General features: G+C 53.7%; 22 protein-coding genes, 1 pseudogene and 1 other annotated feature. Of the genes and pseudogenes, 8 read left to right on the top strand and 15 right to left on the bottom strand.

Going from position 1 to position 17812, the window contains the following annotated elements:
• The 13 genes and pseudogenes from HBA26_RS17645 to thrS form a co-directional block, all read right to left on the bottom strand.
• Window positions 1–324: pseudogene (locus HBA26_RS17645) on the bottom strand (EAL domain-containing protein); the annotation flags it as partial.
• A 291-nt stretch (window positions 325–615) separates the two neighbouring features.
• Window positions 616–1080 carry an NlpC/P60 family protein gene (locus HBA26_RS17640; RefSeq protein ID WP_028012820.1) on the bottom strand — a complete coding sequence of 155 codons (465 nt, stop codon included), beginning with the start codon at window positions 1078–1080 and terminating at the stop codon, window positions 616–618.
• 74 nt (window positions 1081–1154) lie between these two features.
• Window positions 1155–1910: a vitamin B12 ABC transporter ATP-binding protein BtuD gene (gene btuD / locus HBA26_RS17635; RefSeq protein ID WP_088205302.1), complete on the bottom strand. Its 756-nt coding sequence runs from the start codon at window positions 1908–1910 to the stop codon at window positions 1155–1157.
• The gene (locus tag HBA26_RS17630) at window positions 1910–2461 is read right to left on the bottom strand and encodes a glutathione peroxidase (protein WP_028012818.1); all 552 of its coding nucleotides are present in this window, start codon (window positions 2459–2461) and stop codon (window positions 1910–1912) included. Before HBA26_RS17630 ends, btuD begins: the two co-directional genes overlap by 1 nt.
• A gap of 22 nt (window positions 2462–2483) precedes the next feature.
• The gene (gene btuC / locus HBA26_RS17625) at window positions 2484–3464 is read right to left on the bottom strand and encodes a vitamin B12 ABC transporter permease BtuC (protein WP_088205301.1); all 981 of its coding nucleotides are present in this window, start codon (window positions 3462–3464) and stop codon (window positions 2484–2486) included.
• A 102-nt stretch (window positions 3465–3566) separates the two neighbouring features.
• Window positions 3567–3866, bottom strand: a complete 300-nt coding sequence (gene ihfA, locus HBA26_RS17620; protein ID WP_003857805.1) for an integration host factor subunit alpha — start codon at window positions 3864–3866, stop codon at window positions 3567–3569.
• Between the two features lie 4 nt (window positions 3867–3870).
• On the bottom strand, window positions 3871–6258 hold the full coding sequence (pheT, locus tag HBA26_RS17615) for a phenylalanine--tRNA ligase subunit beta (protein WP_126345715.1): 2388 nt from the start codon (window positions 6256–6258) through the stop codon (window positions 3871–3873).
• A 15-nt stretch (window positions 6259–6273) separates the two neighbouring features.
• Complete coding sequence (gene pheS, locus HBA26_RS17610) at window positions 6274–7257, bottom strand: phenylalanine--tRNA ligase subunit alpha (RefSeq protein WP_010426091.1); 984 nt, start codon at window positions 7255–7257, stop codon at window positions 6274–6276.
• Between the two features lie 62 nt (window positions 7258–7319).
• Window positions 7320–7444, bottom strand: a sequence feature (Phe leader region).
• Window positions 7395–7439 (bottom strand): pheST operon leader peptide PheM, encoded by a 45-nt coding sequence (gene pheM, locus HBA26_RS17605; RefSeq protein WP_001386830.1) that lies wholly within the window; start codon window positions 7437–7439, stop codon window positions 7395–7397. (Overlaps the previous feature by 45 nt.)
• A gap of 117 nt (window positions 7445–7561) precedes the next feature.
• The gene (rplT, locus tag HBA26_RS17600; RefSeq protein ID WP_000124850.1) at window positions 7562–7918 is read right to left on the bottom strand and encodes a 50S ribosomal protein L20; all 357 of its coding nucleotides are present in this window, start codon (window positions 7916–7918) and stop codon (window positions 7562–7564) included.
• Window positions 7919–7968: 50 nt separating this feature from the next.
• Entirely contained in the window at window positions 7969–8166 is a 198-nt protein-coding gene (gene rpmI / locus HBA26_RS17595) for a 50S ribosomal protein L35 (protein ID WP_003030583.1), read from the bottom strand.
• Between the two features lie 97 nt (window positions 8167–8263).
• Window positions 8264–8806: a translation initiation factor IF-3 gene (infC, locus tag HBA26_RS17590; RefSeq protein ID WP_023616141.1), complete on the bottom strand. Its 543-nt coding sequence runs from the start codon at window positions 8804–8806 to the stop codon at window positions 8264–8266.
• Window positions 8807–8809: 3 nt separating this feature from the next.
• Window positions 8810–10738: a threonine--tRNA ligase gene (gene thrS / locus HBA26_RS17585; RefSeq protein ID WP_028012814.1), complete on the bottom strand. Its 1929-nt coding sequence runs from the start codon at window positions 10736–10738 to the stop codon at window positions 8810–8812.
• A 322-nt stretch (window positions 10739–11060) separates the two neighbouring features.
• Here thrS and yncL point away from each other — a divergent pair, with 322 nt between their 5' ends.
• Together yncL and yniD are read left to right on the top strand one after the other, a co-directional pair.
• Window positions 11061–11153 (top strand): stress response membrane protein YncL, encoded by a 93-nt coding sequence (gene yncL, locus HBA26_RS17580; protein ID WP_071787459.1) that lies wholly within the window; start codon window positions 11061–11063, stop codon window positions 11151–11153.
• A 97-nt stretch (window positions 11154–11250) separates the two neighbouring features.
• Window positions 11251–11358, top strand: coding sequence for a small membrane protein YniD (gene yniD, locus HBA26_RS17575; protein ID WP_088205299.1), 108 nt, complete (start codon window positions 11251–11253; stop codon window positions 11356–11358).
• Window positions 11359–11459: 101 nt separating this feature from the next.
• Here yniD and HBA26_RS17570 read toward each other — a convergent pair whose 3' ends face one another.
• Entirely contained in the window at window positions 11460–12218 is a 759-nt protein-coding gene (locus HBA26_RS17570) for a YdiY family protein (RefSeq protein ID WP_166720966.1), read from the bottom strand.
• Between the two features lie 296 nt (window positions 12219–12514).
• On the opposite strand from HBA26_RS17570, the gene pfkB reads away from it, so the two are divergent.
• From pfkB to HBA26_RS17555, 3 genes are all read left to right on the top strand, one after another.
• Window positions 12515–13447 (top strand): 6-phosphofructokinase II, encoded by a 933-nt coding sequence (gene pfkB, locus HBA26_RS17565; RefSeq protein ID WP_041910452.1) that lies wholly within the window; start codon window positions 12515–12517, stop codon window positions 13445–13447.
• Window positions 13448–13551: 104 nt separating this feature from the next.
• A complete protein-coding gene (ghoS, locus tag HBA26_RS17560) occupies window positions 13552–13842 on the top strand; it encodes a type V toxin-antitoxin system endoribonuclease antitoxin GhoS (RefSeq protein WP_028012811.1) in 291 nt (96 codons plus the stop codon).
• Between the two features lie 105 nt (window positions 13843–13947).
• Window positions 13948–14808, top strand: a complete 861-nt coding sequence (locus HBA26_RS17555) for a fructosamine kinase family protein (protein WP_041910453.1) — start codon at window positions 13948–13950, stop codon at window positions 14806–14808.
• A gap of 36 nt (window positions 14809–14844) precedes the next feature.
• On the opposite strand, the gene HBA26_RS17550 is transcribed toward HBA26_RS17555, so the two are convergent.
• On the bottom strand, window positions 14845–15381 hold the full coding sequence (locus HBA26_RS17550) for a YniB family protein (RefSeq protein WP_048959441.1): 537 nt from the start codon (window positions 15379–15381) through the stop codon (window positions 14845–14847).
• A 147-nt stretch (window positions 15382–15528) separates the two neighbouring features.
• On the opposite strand from HBA26_RS17550, the gene hxpB reads away from it, so the two are divergent.
• From hxpB to HBA26_RS17535, 3 genes are all read left to right on the top strand, one after another.
• Complete coding sequence (hxpB, locus tag HBA26_RS17545) at window positions 15529–16200, top strand: hexitol phosphatase HxpB (RefSeq protein WP_028012808.1); 672 nt, start codon at window positions 15529–15531, stop codon at window positions 16198–16200.
• Between the two features lie 127 nt (window positions 16201–16327).
• Window positions 16328–17089: a 2-dehydro-3-deoxy-D-gluconate 5-dehydrogenase KduD gene (kduD, locus tag HBA26_RS17540; protein ID WP_041910455.1), complete on the top strand. Its 762-nt coding sequence runs from the start codon at window positions 16328–16330 to the stop codon at window positions 17087–17089.
• A gap of 94 nt (window positions 17090–17183) precedes the next feature.
• A complete protein-coding gene (locus tag HBA26_RS17535) occupies window positions 17184–17774 on the top strand; it encodes a metal-dependent hydrolase (protein ID WP_032644865.1) in 591 nt (196 codons plus the stop codon).
• Window positions 17775–17812: the final 38 nt, after the last annotated feature.

Genomic DNA, 17812 nt, shown 5'->3' with positions numbered 1-17812 from the left:
CGGATAACGCTCAAGAATTGAAACAGCATTCCCATTACTTAATAAAAACTCAACAATTGCTGGTGTAATATTGATCCATGCAATTAACTGATGCTGAATAAAAAACAGTTTACAGGTATCAAGCAATTGCAGTTTTTCGTTAAACAGCGCTAACTCCTCTGCCGCTGAAAGCCGAGGGATAACGAGCTCAGTGGGGATCCTCACATCGGTGCCGACGCCAGTAAAGTTAACCAGTATTTCTAAACCTTTTAGCTCGCCTGCGCTATTACGGGCAGGCAGAAGCATCAGTTCAGACTGGTAAGCATTATCTAGCGTAATAATCATTGCACTCGCCCCGCATTAAAGATGAGAGAGGACATCCTGGAGCAATTGCTGACACAATTCCACTGTCTTGATTTTAATAAGTTTAATTTCATTAGTTCCGTATTAATTTTCAGATTTATCCCTGAATCTAAAATAATCTTATCCTGGTTACTGAATAATAGCCAGTTTTAGATAAAACAGACACATAAGGATGTTGCTAATTTAGGTAAATTTAACTTTAATCAGCTTATTTGAGAAAAACGGCATGGTTTAATAGTTACCATGCCGACATAAGAAACGTGTTCGGGCAGTCTAAATACGTCGCGCCTGCCAGAAATTTTTACGCCAGTACACGTTATCGAGAGAAGAGCGCATCACGCCGCGGCTGGTAGAGGCATGAATAAACTGATTGTCTGTATCATATATCCCAACATGCAGGCCGCTTTCTCCCGAGCCGGTTTTGAAAAAGACCAGGTCACCGGGAAGGAGATCGTCTTTATCAATTTCAGTGCCTATTTCCGCCTGCTTGCGCGTGTCTCGCGGAAGCTGTAAATCAAACTTGTCACGAAACGTCATCAGGACAAAGCCTGAGCAGTCCACCCCACCGCGGCTCATGCCGCCGTAGCGATAAGGCGTGCCGCGCCAGTTGCTCAGCTGATCGTTAAGGCTGGCAATAACGGTGATAGAATCCGATAGCCGCGGATTAGGCGGCGGTGCACGATGGCTGCTGCATCCCGCAAGAAAGAGTGCCGCCACGAAGAGAAACCAGAATCGCATTTTCAGACGAATCCTCTGCTTTTATTGTTCTTTTGGTAATTTAGCGTGCAATTGTGTTAACAGGCAAGAAACGGTTACTCCTGCCCGGTAGAAATCAGCATCTTATGTCCCTCTATATCCAGCCTGCGGAACGACATGTTGTAGGCGCGGGCAAGATTTGGCGGCGTAAGGACCCGATCCCGCGTACCGCTGGCGATCATCCTGCCGCGCGACAGGAGCCACACGCGATGGGCGTGACGTAACGTATGGTTAAGATCGTGGCTGCTCATCACTACGGCGATACCTTTTCTGCTCAGAGCGCTTAGCAGGCTATCCAGCGCCGCCTGCTGGGCAACATCCAGACCGCTCATCGGTTCATCCAGCAGCAGCATCCTCCCGTGAGGATTGCCCGCGGGATGGATCTGCAGAATGACCGCCGCCAGACGCACCCGCTGCCATTCCCCCCCGGAAAGCTGGCTGGCAAGCCGGGACAGTTTATCTTCCAGCCCTAACGCCGCAGCCACTTCCTCCAGCAGTGCCGTATGCTGTTTGTCGTGCAGATGCAGCATCAGATAATGCCAGACCGGCATCGCAAAAGGCGGTACCTGCTGCTGCACCAGGTAGCTACGCCGGTGGGCCAGCGAGGCGGGTGACCAGTCGACCAAAGCATGTTCCAGCAGCGTAATCTGCCCTGGCCCGGTGGTTAGCCCCGCCATCCGCGCCAGCAGCGTGCTTTTACCCGCGCCGTTTGGCCCGACGAGATGCAGGATTTCACCCGAATTGATGTCGCAGGTTACCGGCTCCAGACGCCCCTTCTCGGCGACGTCCGTGAGCTGCATCAGCAGCGACATTATTTCGCCAGCGCCAACTTAATAGATTCCATGACGATCGGGTCCTCAGGCGTCATATCCGGCGAAAAACGCTGAACGACCTGGCCGTCACGGCCAATCAGGAATTTTTCGAAGTTCCACAGAATATCGTCCGGATAGAGCGGCGCGCGGCCTTTGCTGGCCATGCGCTCGTAAAAACCGCTCTCTTCCGGCGCAACGGCCTTCGGCGCGGCGGCAATCAGCTTCGCATACAGCGGATGGCGGTCTTCACCGTTGACGTCAATTTTGCTGAACATCGGGAACGTCACGCCATAAGTGGTGCTGCAGAAGGTTTTGATCTCTTCTTCGCTGCCCGGCTCCTGGCCCAGGAACTGGTTGCACGGGAAGCCCAGCACGGTAAAACCGTCTTTCTCCCAGGCCTTCTGAATATTCTCCAGCTGCTCGTACTGCGGCGTCAGGCCGCATTTCGATGCCACGTTGACGATGAGCAACACCTTGCCTTTGTAGCTTTCCAGCGTGGTGTTATCCCCATCAATGGTGGTCACTTCGGTATTCAGGATATCTGACTGCATAGCATTTCCTCAGGTTGTCGATTTAACGTCCAGCTTTTAATAGTAGCCAGATAAAGACTGGCGCGCCCAGCGTTGCGGTCACCACGCCAACAGGCAATTCTGCGGCCGTCAGGGCGAGACGGGCGATGATGTCGGCCACCAGCAGCGTGGCAGCCCCGGCAACCGCCGAGGCCGGAAGCAAGGTTCGATGATCCGTGAAGCCGCAAAGACGCAGCATGTGCGGAATGACCAGCCCGATAAAGCCAATCGCCCCCGCCAGGGCCACGCTCACGCCTACCAGCCAGCCAATGGCAATGACCAGTACGTTACGCCAGAAACCAATCGGCATGCCGAGCTGGCGGGCAGAGATTTCCCCCAGCGCGAGCCGATTCAGCGGCTGGGCCTGCAGCGCAGCCCACGCGATGACCGGTACCAGCAACGCCATTAGCCAACCCTGGTGCCAGTCAACGCCGCCAAAGCCGCCCATCATCCAGTACATGAGCTGACGCAGGTCAAAGGAGGTCGAGAAGTAGACCGCCCAGGTCATCAGCGCGCTACAGATGATCCCCAGCGCGACGCCGGCAAGCAGCAGCCGGCTGGTCGACAGGTGACGTCTGGCGAAGCGAAGAAGAATGACTGTGATCAGCAATGCGCCGAGAATGGCGCTCAGGCTAATGCTCCAGCCGGAGAGTCCTCCCCCGCCCAGCATCACCGCCGCAATCAGCCCGACGCCTGCACCGTTCGACACCCCCAGCAGGCCGGGCTCCGCCAGCGGGTTTTCGAACAGTGCCTGCATAATAGTGCCAGACAGCGCCAGCGCGGCACCGACCAGGATCACCGCGACGGTGCGCGGCAGGCGAATTTGCCAGACGAAGAGCTGACCGTCAGGCCCCAGCCAGCTTTCAGGCCCGATCCAGCTGTCGCCTGCGCAGAGGCTAATACCCGCGGCAAGAATAAGCAGCAGCACCAGCAGAAGCAGGCGACGCCGATCGGAACGGTGCTGGCGATGAGCATAATCAAGCATGTGTACGGTTTGTTAGCGAGTGATGTAATTGATTTTACGGCGTGTTTGCCGGAGAGCGCAAAGAAAAAAGGCCGCGTGGGCGGCCTTTTTGGTTAGTTCATATTACTCTGCTTTAGGCGTTGCGTTTTCGACGCGGCTCTTTAACTTCTGGCCGGGTCTGAAGGTCACCACGCGGCGGGCTGTAATGGGAATATCTTCCCCCGTCTTCGGGTTACGGCCCGGACGTTGGTTTTTGTCTCGCAAATCAAAATTGCCAAAACCGGAGAGTTTTACCTGCTCACCATTTTCCAGAGCACGACGGATCTCTTCGAAAAACAGCTCTACCAGCTCTTTGGCATCCCGTTTGCTAAGCCCAAGCTTATCAAACAGATATTCTGACATTTCAGCTTTTGTAAGCGCCATAGGTTCAATCCCTCAATGATGCCTGGAATCGCTCTTTTAATGCCTCTACACATTTGGCGACGGTAGCGGCAATCTCCTCTTCTTCGAGTGTACGGCTGGTATCCTGAAGGATAAGGCTGATAGCGAGGCTCTTGAAACCTTCTGCTACGCCCTTGCCGCGGTACACGTCAAATAAGTTTACGCCAACTACCTGATTTACGCCAACTTTCTTACATTCGGCCAAAATATCTGCTGCGGGCACGTTTTCAGCGACCACAACCGCGATATCACGGCGGTTCGCCGGGAAGCGGGAGACGTCCTGCGCCTGAGGAATGACGCGGTCTGCAACCGGGCTCCACTCCAGCTCGAACACGATGGTACGGCCGTTCAGGTCCAGCTTACGCTCCAGCTCCGGGTGGACAACGCCAATGAAACCAACGCGTTTGCCGTCTAAATAAATCGCCGCGCTCTGGCCCGGATGGAGCGCAGGAATCGCTTCCGCGCGGAATTCAATTTCAGATAATTTACCGGTCAGATCCAGAATCGCTTCCAGATCGCCCTTCATATCGTAGAAATCAACCGTGCCTTTTGCCAGGTCCCAGTGCTCTTCGTAGCGGTTACCGCTGATGGCACCAGCCAGCATGAGATCCTGACGGATGCCTAAATTTGCCTGATTATCCGGCACAAAGCGCAAACCGCTTTCGAAAATGCGCACGCGGTTTTGCTGGCGGTTCTGGTTGTAAACGATAGTCCCCAGCAGGCCCGTCCACAGGGACAGACGCATCGCGGACATTTCGCTGGAGATTGGGCTTGGCAGGATCAGCGCTTCCTGACCCGGGTGGATCAGCTGCTGCAGCTTAGGATCAACGAAGCTGTAGGTGATCACTTCCTGGTAGCCTTTGTCGTTCAGCATGGTTTTCACACGCTTCAGGGACAGGTCGGCTTCACGGTGGGTGCCCATCACCAGACCCGCCTGCACAGGCTCGTCAGGGATGTTGTTGTAGCCGTAAACACGGGCCACTTCTTCCACCAGATCTTCTTCAATTTCCATGTCGAAACGCCAGGATGGCGCAACGGCCTTCCACTCGTCCTGACCTTCGGTCACTTCGCAGCCCAGGCGCGTCAGGATGTCGGTCACCTGCGCGTCGGCAACGTGGTGCCCAATCAGGCGATCGAGCTTGCTGCGGCGCAGGGTAATGGTCGCACGCTTCGGCAGGGTCGCTTCGTTGGTGACGTCGATAACCGGGCCGGCTTCGCCGCCGCAGATGTCGATCAGCAGGCGGGTTGCACGCTCCATCGCTTTGTACTGCAGCGCTGGGTCAACGCCGCGCTCGTAGCGGTGAGACGCATCGGTGTGCAGGCCGTGACGGCGCGCGCGGCCGGTGATGGAGAGCGGGCTGAAGAACGCACATTCCAGCAGGACGTTTTGCGTTTCGTCGTTGACGCCAGAGTGTTCCCCACCAAAGATACCGCCCATCGCCAGCGCTTTGCTGTGGTCAGCAATCACAAGGGTGTCGGCGTTCAGTTTGGCTTCTGTGCCGTCCAGCAGCACCAGGGTTTCCCCCTCTTTCGCCATGCGCACAACGATGCCGCCTTCGATACGATCTTTATCGAACGCGTGCATCGGCTGGCCCAGCTCCAGCAGAACGTAGTTAGTGACGTCAACCACGGCGTCGATTGAGCGGATACCGCAGCGGCGCAGCTTCTCTTTCATCCAAAGCGGGGTTGGCGCTTTAACGTTAATGCCTTTTACCACGCGACCGAGGTAGCGCGGGCAGGCATCAGCAGCGTCAACCTGAATCGGCAGCACGTCACTGATGGTCGCTTCAACTGGCACAATCTCCGGCGCGTTGAGTTCGGTCTGGTTCAGTACGGCCACGTCGCGCGACACGCCGATGATACCTAAGCAGTCGGCACGGTTTGGCGTGACGCTGATTTCGATAGTATTGTCATCAAGCTTCAGGTATTCACGGATATCGGTGCCAACTGGCGCATCCAGCGGCAGCTCGATGATGCCGTTGTGGTCGTCGGAAATACCCAGCTCAGAGAAGGAGCACAGCATACCTTCAGACGGCTCACCGCGCAGCTTGGCCGCTTTGATTTTGAAATCACCCGGCAGTACGGCACCGACGGTCGCCACGGCCACCTTCAGGCCCTGACGGCAGTTTGGCGCACCGCAGACGATGTCCAGCAGACGGTCGCCGCCTACGTTCACTTTTGTCACGCGCAGTTTGTCGGCATTAGGGTGCTGGCCGCACTCGACCACTTCACCCACCACGACGCCGTTGAAGGCACCGGAAACCGGCTCAACGCCGTCAACTTCCAGGCCCGCCATGGTGATCTGGTTGGAAAGCGCTTCGCTGTCCAGCGTGGTGTTAACCCATTCGCGTAACCACAGTTCACTGAATTTCATTGTTCTGTCCTGCCCTTATTTAAACTGTTTGAGGAAACGCAGATCGTTTTCGAAGAATGCACGTAAGTCGGTCACGCCGTAGCGCAGCATGGTCAAACGCTCCATGCCCATACCGAAGGCAAAGCCGGAATAAACTTCCGGATCGATACCCACGTTGCGCAGCACGTTTGGATGCACCATGCCGCAGCCCAGCACTTCCAGCCATTTGCCGTTTTTACCCATCACGTCAACTTCCGCAGACGGTTCGGTGAACGGGAAGTAGGACGGACGGAAACGAACCTGCAAATCTTCCTCAAAGAAGTTGTTCAGGAAATCGTGCAGCGTGCCCTTCAGGTTGGTGAAGCTGATGTTTTTATCAACAATCAGACCTTCCATCTGGTGGAACATTGGGGTGTGGGTCTGATCGTAGTCGTTACGATACACGCGGCCCGGCGCGATGATGCGGATTGGTGGTTCCTGATCCTTCATGGTACGGATCTGAACGCCAGAGGTCTGGGTACGCAGCAGACGCGTCGCGTCAAACCAGAAAGTGTCGTGGTCAGCGCGTGCCGGATGATGGCCAGGAATGTTCAGGGCGTCGAAGTTGTGGTAATCATCTTCGATTTCCGGGCCAGTCGCCACGGTAAAGCCGAGCTCACCGAAGAAACTTTCAATACGATCGATAGTACGGGTAACCGGATGCAGACCACCGTTTTCAATACGGCGACCCGGCAGAGAAACGTCGATGGTTTCTGCCGCAAGACGCGCGTTTAGTACCGCGCTCTCCAGCTCGGCCTTACGCGCGTTCAGCGCCTGCTGAACCTGCTCTTTGGCTTCGTTAATCACCGCACCCGCTGCCGGGCGTTCTTCTGGCGGCAGTTCACGCAGGGTTGTCATTTGAAGGGTCAGGTGCCCTTTCTTCCCAAGATATTCGACGCGGACATTGTCTAACGCGGCAACATCTGAGGCCTGATTAATGGCGGCTGTTGCACTGGCAACCAGCTCTGCGAGATGTGACATGATTTTCCTCATTATGTCGGTGCAGACACCGATTTGGTGGAGTTATTCTCTCAAATTCAGGCACAAAAAAAGCCTCCATCGGGAGGCTTATCTGGCGCTGTTTTTCGTTTCATCTTTCACGCGCTAGCCTCCTGGAGTCAGGTGCTAAAGTAAAAGAAGAAGCGGAAAATAGCAGCATTCATGCTTGCGTTACCTTGTTGGGTAAAAACCGGTAAGACCTTATTGAAAAGCCTGCACGGATAAATGTCAATCTTCTGATGGTGTTAAATGAAAAGAGGGAGCCAGGCCCCCTCTCTCAACTGGCTTATGCCAGTGCTGCTTTCGCTTTTTCGACCAGAGCGGTGAACGCTACTTTGTCGAATACTGCGATGTCAGCCAGGATCTTACGGTCGATTTCAACAGAGGCTTTTTTCAGGCCGTTGATGAATTTGCTGTAAGAAATACCGTTCTGACGTGCTGCTGCGTTGATACGCGCAATCCACAGTTGACGGAACTGACGCTTACGCTGACGACGGTCACGGTAAGCGTACTGACCTGCTTTGATAACAGCCTGGAAGGCAACGCGGTATACGCGTGAACGCGCACCGTAGTAGCCTTTAGCTTGTTTCAAAATTTTCTTGTGACGTGCACGTGCAATTACACCACGTTTTACGCGAGCCATATGTGCTCTCCTGTATCTATATTCTTAGTAAAAAATTAAACGTTAACGGCTTATGCGTACGGCAGGCACGCGATAACCAGACCCAGATCGCCTTTAGAAACAAGGCCTTTTGGACGCAGGTGACGTTTACGCTTAGTAGATTTTTTGGTCAGAATATGACGCAGGTTTGCGTGCTTACGCTTAAATCCACCACCACCGGTTTTTTTGAAGCGCTTAGCAGCACCGCGTACGGTCTTAATTTTTGGCATCTTAATAACTTCCACTTCGCATTGTTAAATAAACGAAACATAGGCGAACAAAACCTATGAAACCCGAAGGCTCCACAGATTTTGCTGCTTGAAGGCCTTACTGTTTCTTCTTAGGAGCGAGCACCATGATCATCTGGCGGCCTTCGATCTTCGTAGGGAAGGATTCGACTACTGCCAGTTCACTCAGATCGTCACGGACGCGGTTAAGCACTTCCATACCAATCTGTTGGTGGGCCATCTCACGACCGCGGAAACGCAGCGTGATCTTGGCCTTATCGCCATCTTCCAGAAAGCGAATCAGGCTGCGGAGTTTTACCTGATAATCGCCATCGTCGGTACCAGGACGGAATTTGATTTCCTTAACCTGGATAACTTTTTGCTTCTTCTTCTGTTCCTTAGAAGACTTACTCTTTTCATAAAGGAACTTGCCGTAGTCCATGATACGACAAACTGGCGGTTCGGCGTTAGGGCTGATTTCAACTAAATCTACTCCAGCTTCTTCAGCCTTTTCGATCGCTTCTCTCAGACTCACAATCCCCAGCTGCTCGCCTTCCAGACCTGTTAAGCGAACTTCCTGGGCGCGAATCTCGCCATTGATACGATTCGGACGTGCCGTTTGAACTCGTTTTCCGCCTTTAATACCTTATTCCTCCAGTTGTTGAAGACTGCGGCTGCGAATCTCTTGTTGCAGCTTCTCAATCACTTCACTTACGTCCAGGCTGCCCAGGTCTTTACCACGGCGGGTGCGAACGGCAACTTTGCCTGCTTCCACCTCTTTATCACCACAGACCAACATATACGGGACACGACGTAAAGTGTGCTCGCGGATTTTAAAGCCAATCTTCTCATTTCTCAAGTCTGCTTTTACGCGAATGCCCGCATTTTGTAGTTTCTGCGTCAATTCTTTAACGTAATCTGCCTGAGAATCGGTAATGTTCATCACCACGACCTGCACTGGCGCAAGCCAGGTTGGGAAGAAGCCCGCGAACTCTTCGGTCAGGATGCCGATGAAGCGCTCCAGAGAACCGAGAATAGCGCGGTGAATCATGACCGGTACCTGACGCTCGTTGTCTTCGCCAACATAAGAGGCGCTTAAACGCTGCGGCAGGGAGAAGTCCAGCTGTACAGTACCGCACTGCCATGCGCGATCGAGGCAGTCATACAGGGTAAATTCAATTTTCGGACCGTAGAATGCGCCCTCGCCCAGCTGGTATTCGAACGGAATACCGTTCTCTTCCAGCGCTACGGCGAGATCCGCTTCTGCGCGATCCCAGGTCTCATCGCTACCGATACGTTTTTCCGGACGCGTTGAGAGTTTGACCACGATCTTCTCGAAGCCAAAGGTGCTGTACATATCGTAGACCATACGAATACAGGCGTTAACTTCATCACGAACCTGATCTTCAGTACAGAAGATATGCGCATCATCCTGCGTAAAGCCACGCACGCGCATCAGACCGTGCAGCGCACCTGATGGCTCGTTACGGTGGCAGCTACCGAACTCCGCCATACGCAGCGGCAGGTCGCGGTAGGATTTCAGACCCTGGTTGAAGATCTGAACGTGGCCCGGGCAGTTCATTGGCTTGATGCAGTATTCACGGTTCTCGGACGAGGTGGTGAACATCGCATCTTTATAGTTGTCCCAGTGACCGGTTTTTTCCCACAGCACACGGTCCATCATGAACGGGCCTTTCACTTCCTGATACTGGTACTCTTTCAGCTTGGAACGTACGAACGTTTCCAGTTCACGGAAGATAGTCCAGCCATCGTTATGCCAGAACACCATACCCGGCGCTTCTTCCTGCATGTGGTACAGGTCAAGCTGCTTACCGATTTTACGGTGGTCACGCTTCGCGGCCTCTTCCAGGCGCTGCAGGTACGCGTTCAGGGCTTTCTTATCCGCCCACGCGGTACCATAGATACGCTGCAACATCTTGTTGTTGCTGTCGCCACGCCAGTAGGCGCCGGCGATCTTCATCAGTTTGAAATGATGACAGAAGCGCATGTTCGGCACGTGCGGTCCACGGCACATGTCGACGTATTCTTCGTGATGGTACAAGCCAGGCTTGTCATCATGAGCAATGTTTTCATCGAGAATAGAGACTTTATAGCTTTCGCCACGCTTGACGAAGGTTTCACGCGCTTCGTGCCAGCTGACTTTCTTCTTGATGACGTCATAGTTGGTCTCGGCGAGCTCGTGCATACGTTTTTCGAGCGCGTCGATATCTTCCTGGGTCAGGGTGTGGTCAAGATCAACGTCGTAGTAGAAACCGTTGTCGATAACCGGACCGATCGCCATTTTGGTGTTTGGCCACAGCTGCTTGATAGCATGACCCAACAGGTGTGCGCAGGAGTGACGAATGATCTCCAGACCTTCTTCGTCTTTCGCGGTGATGATTGCAAGCGTCGCATCGTTTTCAATCAGATCGGACGCATCAACCAGCTCACCGTTAACACGGCCGGCGATGGTCGCTTTCGCGAGGCCAGGACCGATGTCCAGGGCGACATCCATAGGGCTAACAGCGTGGTCGAAATGGCGTTGGCTGCCATCAGGAAGAGTAATTACAGGCATTTTATATCCTTATTTGCAGTGATGCCCCACACATAAGAGCATATACAAAGAAAATAATCGTGATTTGACAATAGATTACGACACCATCTGACCAACAATCGTCAAATTGGTTCGTCATCATGCACCTGCCGAATTCAGATTAATGCGGATTTACGGCAAGCGACGTAATGTTAACACTATCAGCAAGGAGATTGCACCCTCTGCAGCCAGAATGATGGGCTGGCACGTAGCGTAAATTTGCAGATTGCATCTCTCCGGCGCTCGCATTTCAGACATGCTGGGCTACTCTTGAACATGCCTTTTATATCAACAGGTGCATACCATGAATGTATCCAGTAGAACGGTTGTGATTTTGAACATCCTTTCCGCAACAGGTCTAGTGTTGATCCTCGCCGAACGATTCCACTGGTTCTGAGCCGACCCCTTGTTGGCATAACTCGATCGCTCCCGGGAAGGCGCATCTTTTGGCCCCGTTTGATAGACTATGCGTATCAACGAACAAGGATTAGGTTATGCCAACAAAACGATTTGCCGTAAAACACTGGAAAATGGTGCTGGTGCTGGTTGCCATCTGCGGTGCAATGCTGTTATTTCGGTGGGCGGCAATGATTTGGGGCTAAGTACAAATAAAAATAAATGCCGTTGCGCGTGATGAGAATTTATTGGCGCGGGTTAACCATAATAATGAAAACGGGCCGACACTTTCATCGGCCCGCTATGATTACATTTTATAGCCCAGCGAAATCGTGGTTCTGCGATCGGTATGATCCGGTGCCGTTTCTGGCGGTGAAGAGTTCCAGGTCACGTTGTAGGCCAATTTCAAACCGAAGTGTTCATTGATAGCCACATTCAAAGCGCTTTCGGAATTCAGCGTCGCATCCTCGGCACCAAACACAGAAACACCCTGCGTAAATTTGGTGTTGTCGGTCATCTGCCAGGCATACGTGCCGGAAGCATAGCCCAGCGGCTGGGTTTCATTTTCGCCATTGGTGTACTCGTCATAGCGGACACCAGGACCGAATTCGAAACGGAGGCTGTGTACCGGACCATTCAGGAACTGACGACCATAACCGGCGGTGAACACATCGCGCTGGCGATAGCCGTTGAAGCGGTCGGTTAACCAACTTGCCTGACCAAAGATGTAGTCATAGTCGGTCATGTTGTAACGGCTACGTCCACCGACCGCGTATTTCTCGGATGAGCGTTCATCGTTAGCGGACGTGTTGCTGGCATTCCCCCACAGCGACCATGCAGTGGTATTGCCGTACCAGGTCAGGGTGCTGTCCGCCGTCAGAGAAGAGCTTTTCGTGTTACCCGATTGCGCAAGATACCCGGCGTTCAGGTTACCTTCAAACGGTTTTTTGGCAGTGGAGGGATCGTCCATGACAGTAAAAACGGTGTCATCGGCGGCTGCATTCAGTGATGCAAAAACGCCACCCGCCAGCATCAGTGCTGCGGGTACTGTCTTCAAAAGCTTCATTTTATTTAAGGAGTCCGTACAACAAAAAAAGAGACCACCACGGTCTCGGAAACTTTCTTGAGGATCAATGACAAGGCGTCCAGAGAAAGGTAACAAATTATAAAAAGGCGCAAATAACATAGCAATATTTTCTTATTTCATTTTTTGAATAAGAACGATCTCAAAACGCGTTTTATTTTATATATCCCTCATCGCATTTATGTCAGCATTCATTTTTAAAATCATACTGTTATTTACATTGCCTTCCTGTCGATCGGTGCCAGGCTTAAAAGAACCCATGCTAAAAGGAGGTTATGATGGCTTCTATTTATACGCTGACGCTCTCCCCTTCCCTCGACTCCGCGACCATAACGCCGCAGATTTACCCGGAAGGTAAACTACGCTGTAGCGCCCCCGTATTTGAGCCGGGCGGCGGCGGGATTAACGTTGCGCGCGCGATTACCCACCTCGGCGGTAAAGCGACTGCCATCTTTCCGGCCGGTGGTGCCACGGGGGAGCATCTTGTTGCCTTGCTGGCCGATGAACAGGTTGCCGTGGATACCGTTGACGCCAAAGACTGGACCCGGCAGAACCTGCATGTCCACGTTGAGTCCAGCGGGGAACAGTATCGTTTCGTTATGCCAGGCGCCAGGCTGAGCGATGATGAGTTTCGTCAGTTGGAAGAAAAGGTGCTAACCATTGAAAGCGGCTCGCTGCTGGTCATCAGCGGTAGCCTGCCGCCAGGTGTCAAAACAGAAAAGCTGACAGCACTGGTTGATGCCGTACTTCAGCGCGGCATTCGCTGCATTGTCGACAGTTCAGGCGAAGCCCTGCAGGCGGCATTAGAACCCGGACAGCTTGAGCTGGTTAAGCCTAACCAGAAAGAGCTGAGTGCGCTTGTTAATCGCGAACTTAGCCAGCCGGATGACGTGCGTACTGCCGCAGAAGAACTGGTTCGCAGCGGCAAAGCGCACCGCGTTGTCGTCTCTCTCGGTCCTCAGGGTGCGCTGGCCGTCGACAAGACGGGCTTTGTGCAGGTTGTTCCGCCCCCAATGAAGAGCCAGAGCACCGTCGGCGCAGGCGACAGTATGGTCGGCGCGATGGCGCTGAAGCTGGCGCAGGGCGCATCACTTCTGGAGATGACGCGCTATGGCGTCGCGGCGGGGAGTGCCGCCACCATCAATCAGGGAACGCGCCTGTGTTCGCTTGCCGATACGCAGAAAATCGTCGATTACCTGTCACGAAGCTAACCGATATATCCCCCTCCTGACGGAGGGGGAATATCTGTGGAAGTCGCCAAATATGGCGTATCGACTATGCTAAAAAAACTTTCAGGATAACAACGAGGTGAATTATGAGCAGTGGTGATATCACCCGCTACGTCGTGACCATCAGCCTTCATGAAGCATCGCTGACCGAGCTTAACGAGCTCAACAATGCCTTTACACGGGCGAATTTCCTGCTCACGCTAACGGATGACGAAGGTCATATTCATGATTTAGGCACCCTGGCGTTTGGCCTGATCGCAGCCCTGAGTGAAGAAGAGGTGCATGCGCTGGCCGCCAGCCTGGTGGAAAGCGTGACCGACAAGCCTGCCGACATCACCGTGGAGACGTGGGAACGCTGGCAGAAAAAAGAACAATAAGTGCCCTGCATGAAATTAATCCGCTCAGGTGTGCGTTAGTTCGTATTTTTTTACCGCAGTTATGCGCTAACTTTATGATCTGGCAGACAACATGGGAGAGTCAACATGTGGCAGGCTATCAGTCATCTTTTACATGAGCAATTGGGTGAAGGTGAAATTGAACTGCGTAACGAGCTGCCGGGCGGGGAAATTCACGCCGCGTGGCATTTACGCTACGCAGGACGCGATCTGTTCGTTAAATGCGACGAGCGAGAGCTGCTCCCGATTTTTACCGCTGAAGCCGATCAGCTTGAACTGTTGTCCCGCAGTAAAACGGTGACGGTACCTGAGGTGCTGGCCGTGGGCAGTGACCGGGACTACAGCTTTCTGGTGATGGACTATCTCCCTGCCCGCCCGTTGGACGCCCATAATGCCTTTATTCTCGGGCAACAGTTAGCGCGCCTGCACCAGTGGAGCGACCAGCCCCAGTTTGGTCTCGACTTTGACAACGACCTTTCCACCACGCCGCAGCCCAATGCCTGGCAGCGCCGCTGGTCGACGTTCTTTGCCGAGCAGCGCATCGGATGGCAGCTTGAGCTGGCCGCAGAGAAAGGGCTGGAATTTGGCAACATTGATGCCATCGTCGAGCATGTGCAACAGCGCCTGGCCTCCCACCAGCCTCAGGCGTCTTTGCTGCACGGTGATTTATGGTCCGATAACTGCGCGCTGGGCCCCAACGGCCCGTATATCTTCGACCCGGCCTGCTACTGGGGCGACAGAGAGTGCGATTTGGCCATGTTGCCCCTGCATCCCGAACAACCGCCGCAAATATACGATGGCTATCAGTCTGTCTCCCCCCTGCCGCCGGACTTCCTTGAGCGCCAGCCCGTGTATCAGCTCTATACGCTGATGAACCGAGCCATTCTTTTTGGCGGGCAACATCTGGTCAACGCCCAGCGCGCGCTTGAACGCGTGCTTGCGGCTTAAAGACAAAACGGGTGGCCTTGCCGCCACCCTAATTCGTTACAGAAAACCGAGCAGTGAGAAGAAGAAATATCCCGCCACGATGATGATAACCGGCAGGATATAGAGCGGGAAAATTTGCAGGAAAATGGTGTGACGAGGCACCACAATGCGGGATTCAATCTGCTCCCGGCTCATTCCTTCAGGACCTTTCGCCTTCTCAAGGATAAGCTGATCTTCCACCCCTTCGCGTAAAAAACGGGTCTGGCGACTCATTCGTGCGCCCGATGCCTGCAGCGCCATCGCAATAAAAATCAGCGCATAGATAATCCAGAACCCAATATTCAGCTGATGGCGAAAGTCCGGCGTTGGCGAGTTGAACCAGAAGACGTTCAGGAACGGGGTGTTAAACCGCACCATCTCAATCATGACATGCGCAAAATCAAGCATTACCGCATTAATGCCCGGCTGTTTTTCGCTGTGATCGTACATAAACTTCAGCACGGATATCAGCGTAGAAATGACGGCAGGAATAAAAATCACCCAGCCTGCAATACGTTTTAAGACAGCAATGCGTCCAGCTTGTTGATACGTCATCAGTTCCTCTTCATAAAGACGCGTGATTTGAGCCTAAGTCTACCTGCTGGACATCAATTTCGCCCGCTCTTTAAAAGCAATATGCTAAATTGCAGACTGTGCTTAGCACTTATCGTCTGTCGAACACCTGGATAAGGAGACGTTGTGATGTCGACACCGCGCCAGATACTTGCCGCTATTTTTGACATGGATGGATTACTGATTGATTCCGAGCCGTTGTGGGATCGCGCCGAGCTGGACGTGATGGCCAGCCTGGGCGTTGATATCAGTCGCCGTAATGAACTTCCCGACACGCTGGGCCTGCGTATTGATATGGTCGTTGACCTGTGGTACGCCCAACAGCCGTGGGTTGGGCCCGATCGCGACGAAGTCACCTCGCGTATTATCAGCCGCGCCATCGCGCTGGTGGAGGAGAACAAGCCGCTCTTGCCGGGCGTACATGAGGCTGTCGCGCTGTGCAAGTCTCAGGGGCTGAAGGTTGGCCTGGCTTCCGCTTCACCGCTGCATATGCTGGAAAAAGTGCTGATCATGTTTGAGCTGCGCGACAGTTTTGACGCCCTGGCGTCTGCGGAAAAACTGCCCTACAGCAAGCCACATCCGCAGGTCTATATGGACTGCGCCGCGAAGCTGGGTCTTGATCCGCTTACCTGCGTCGCGCTGGAAGATTCAGTAAACGGCATGGTGGCCTCCAAAGCCGCGCGTATGCGCTCCATTGTGGTGCCCGATGAAGAAAACCGCCACGATCCCCGGTATGCTCTTGCCGACGTTAAGCTGAATTCGCTGGCTGAACTGACGGTACAACACCTGCGCGGCGAATAGCGCCCCTCCTACAGGCAGCGTCATGCTGCCTGATAAAAACAAAACACAGTTTCATTTTGTTTGCTTTTCTCATCCCTGCCTCCTATCTTTAACGTCAACACGACGATAACCAGCTTCTGAGGCGCGTATGATACTGGACACCTTTACTCTTTCAGGCAAAGTAGCCCTCATCACCGGGTGCGATACCGGTCTGGGGCAAGGCATGGCTATTGCGCTGGCGCAGGCAGGTTGCGATATCGTTGGGGTAAATCGCAAAGCTCCTGAGAAAACGGCCAGCGCCGTCACCGCCCTGGGAAGACGTTTTGTGGCTATTCGGGCCGATCTGAGCCAGCAGGAAAATCTTCAGTACGTCGTGGACACCGCCGTGGCGGAGATGGGACGAATTGATATTCTGGTGAACAATGCCGGGACGATTCGCCGGGAGGAGGCCCTGACGTTTAGCGAAAAAGACTGGGATGACGTTATGAACCTGAATCTCAAGTCGCTCTTTTTCCTCTCTCAGGCGGTCGCTAAGCGATTTATCACCCAGGGCCAGGGCGGCAAAATTATCAATATCGCCTCTATGCTCTCCTTTCAGGGCGGCATTCGCGTGCCGTCGTATACCGCCTCGAAAAGCGGCGTGCTGGGGATCACGCGCCTGCTGGCAAATGAGTGGGCGCTACATGGCATCAACGTGAATGCCATCGCGCCGGGCTACATGGCGACGAACAACACGCAGCAGCTGCGCGATAACGAACAGCGTAACGCGGAGATCCTTGACCGCATCCCGGCGGGTCGATGGGGAGTACCGGATGACCTTCAGGGGCCGGTCGTCTTTTTAGCCTCCCCCGCATCAGATTACGTGAATGGTCACACCTTAGCCGTCGACGGCGGCTGGCTGGCGCGCTGAGGCGCGTTTGTGACAAACAGTTACACCGTCACCTCTTTCGCCCACTGTATAAAAACCCTATACTGTATAAATTGACAGTTTCGTGGGTTTTATCATGACGGCGGAAGGCCACCTGCTTTTTTCAATTGCGTGCGCAGTATTTGCCAAAAACGCAGAACTTACTCCCGTGCTTGCACAGGGAGACTGGTGGCATATTGTCCCTTCTGCCGTTTTAACCTGTCTGCTGCCCGATATTGACCACCCAAAATCCTTCCTCGGACAGCGCCTGAAGTGGGTGTCGAAGCCCATCGCCCGCGCGTTCGGCCACCGCGGGTTTACCCATAGCCTGCTGGCCGTTTTTGGCCTGCTCACGCTTTTCTATTTAAAAGTCCCTGAAAGCTGGATAGTGCCGGGCGATGCCATTCAGGGCATGGTGCTGGGTTATTTAAGCCATATCCTCGCCGATATGCTGACGCCCGCGGGCGTGCCGTTGCTTTGGCCCTGCCGCTGGCGTTTCCGTTTTCCGATCCTTGCGCCGCAGAAAGGGAATCAGCTTGAACGCGTGCTGTGCATGGCGCTGTTCGCCTACGCCGTCTGGATGCCGCAAACCTTGCCCGAAAACAGTGCAGTGCGCTGGTCTTCCCAGATGATCAATTCGCTGCAATTTCAGTTCAATCGTTTTATTCATCACCAGATTGAACAGTAAACCAACAAAATCATTCCATTTGTCATAAACCATTCCAT

Origin of the sequence: Enterobacter sp. 725m/11 (genome assembly GCF_011683705.1) — a bacterium.
In the GTDB taxonomy this organism is placed as follows: Bacteria; Pseudomonadota; Gammaproteobacteria; order Enterobacterales; family Enterobacteriaceae; genus Enterobacter; species Enterobacter bugandensis.
Note: the sequence above shows the minus strand (reverse complement) of the source record. Positions and strands in the feature narration are given on the sequence as shown.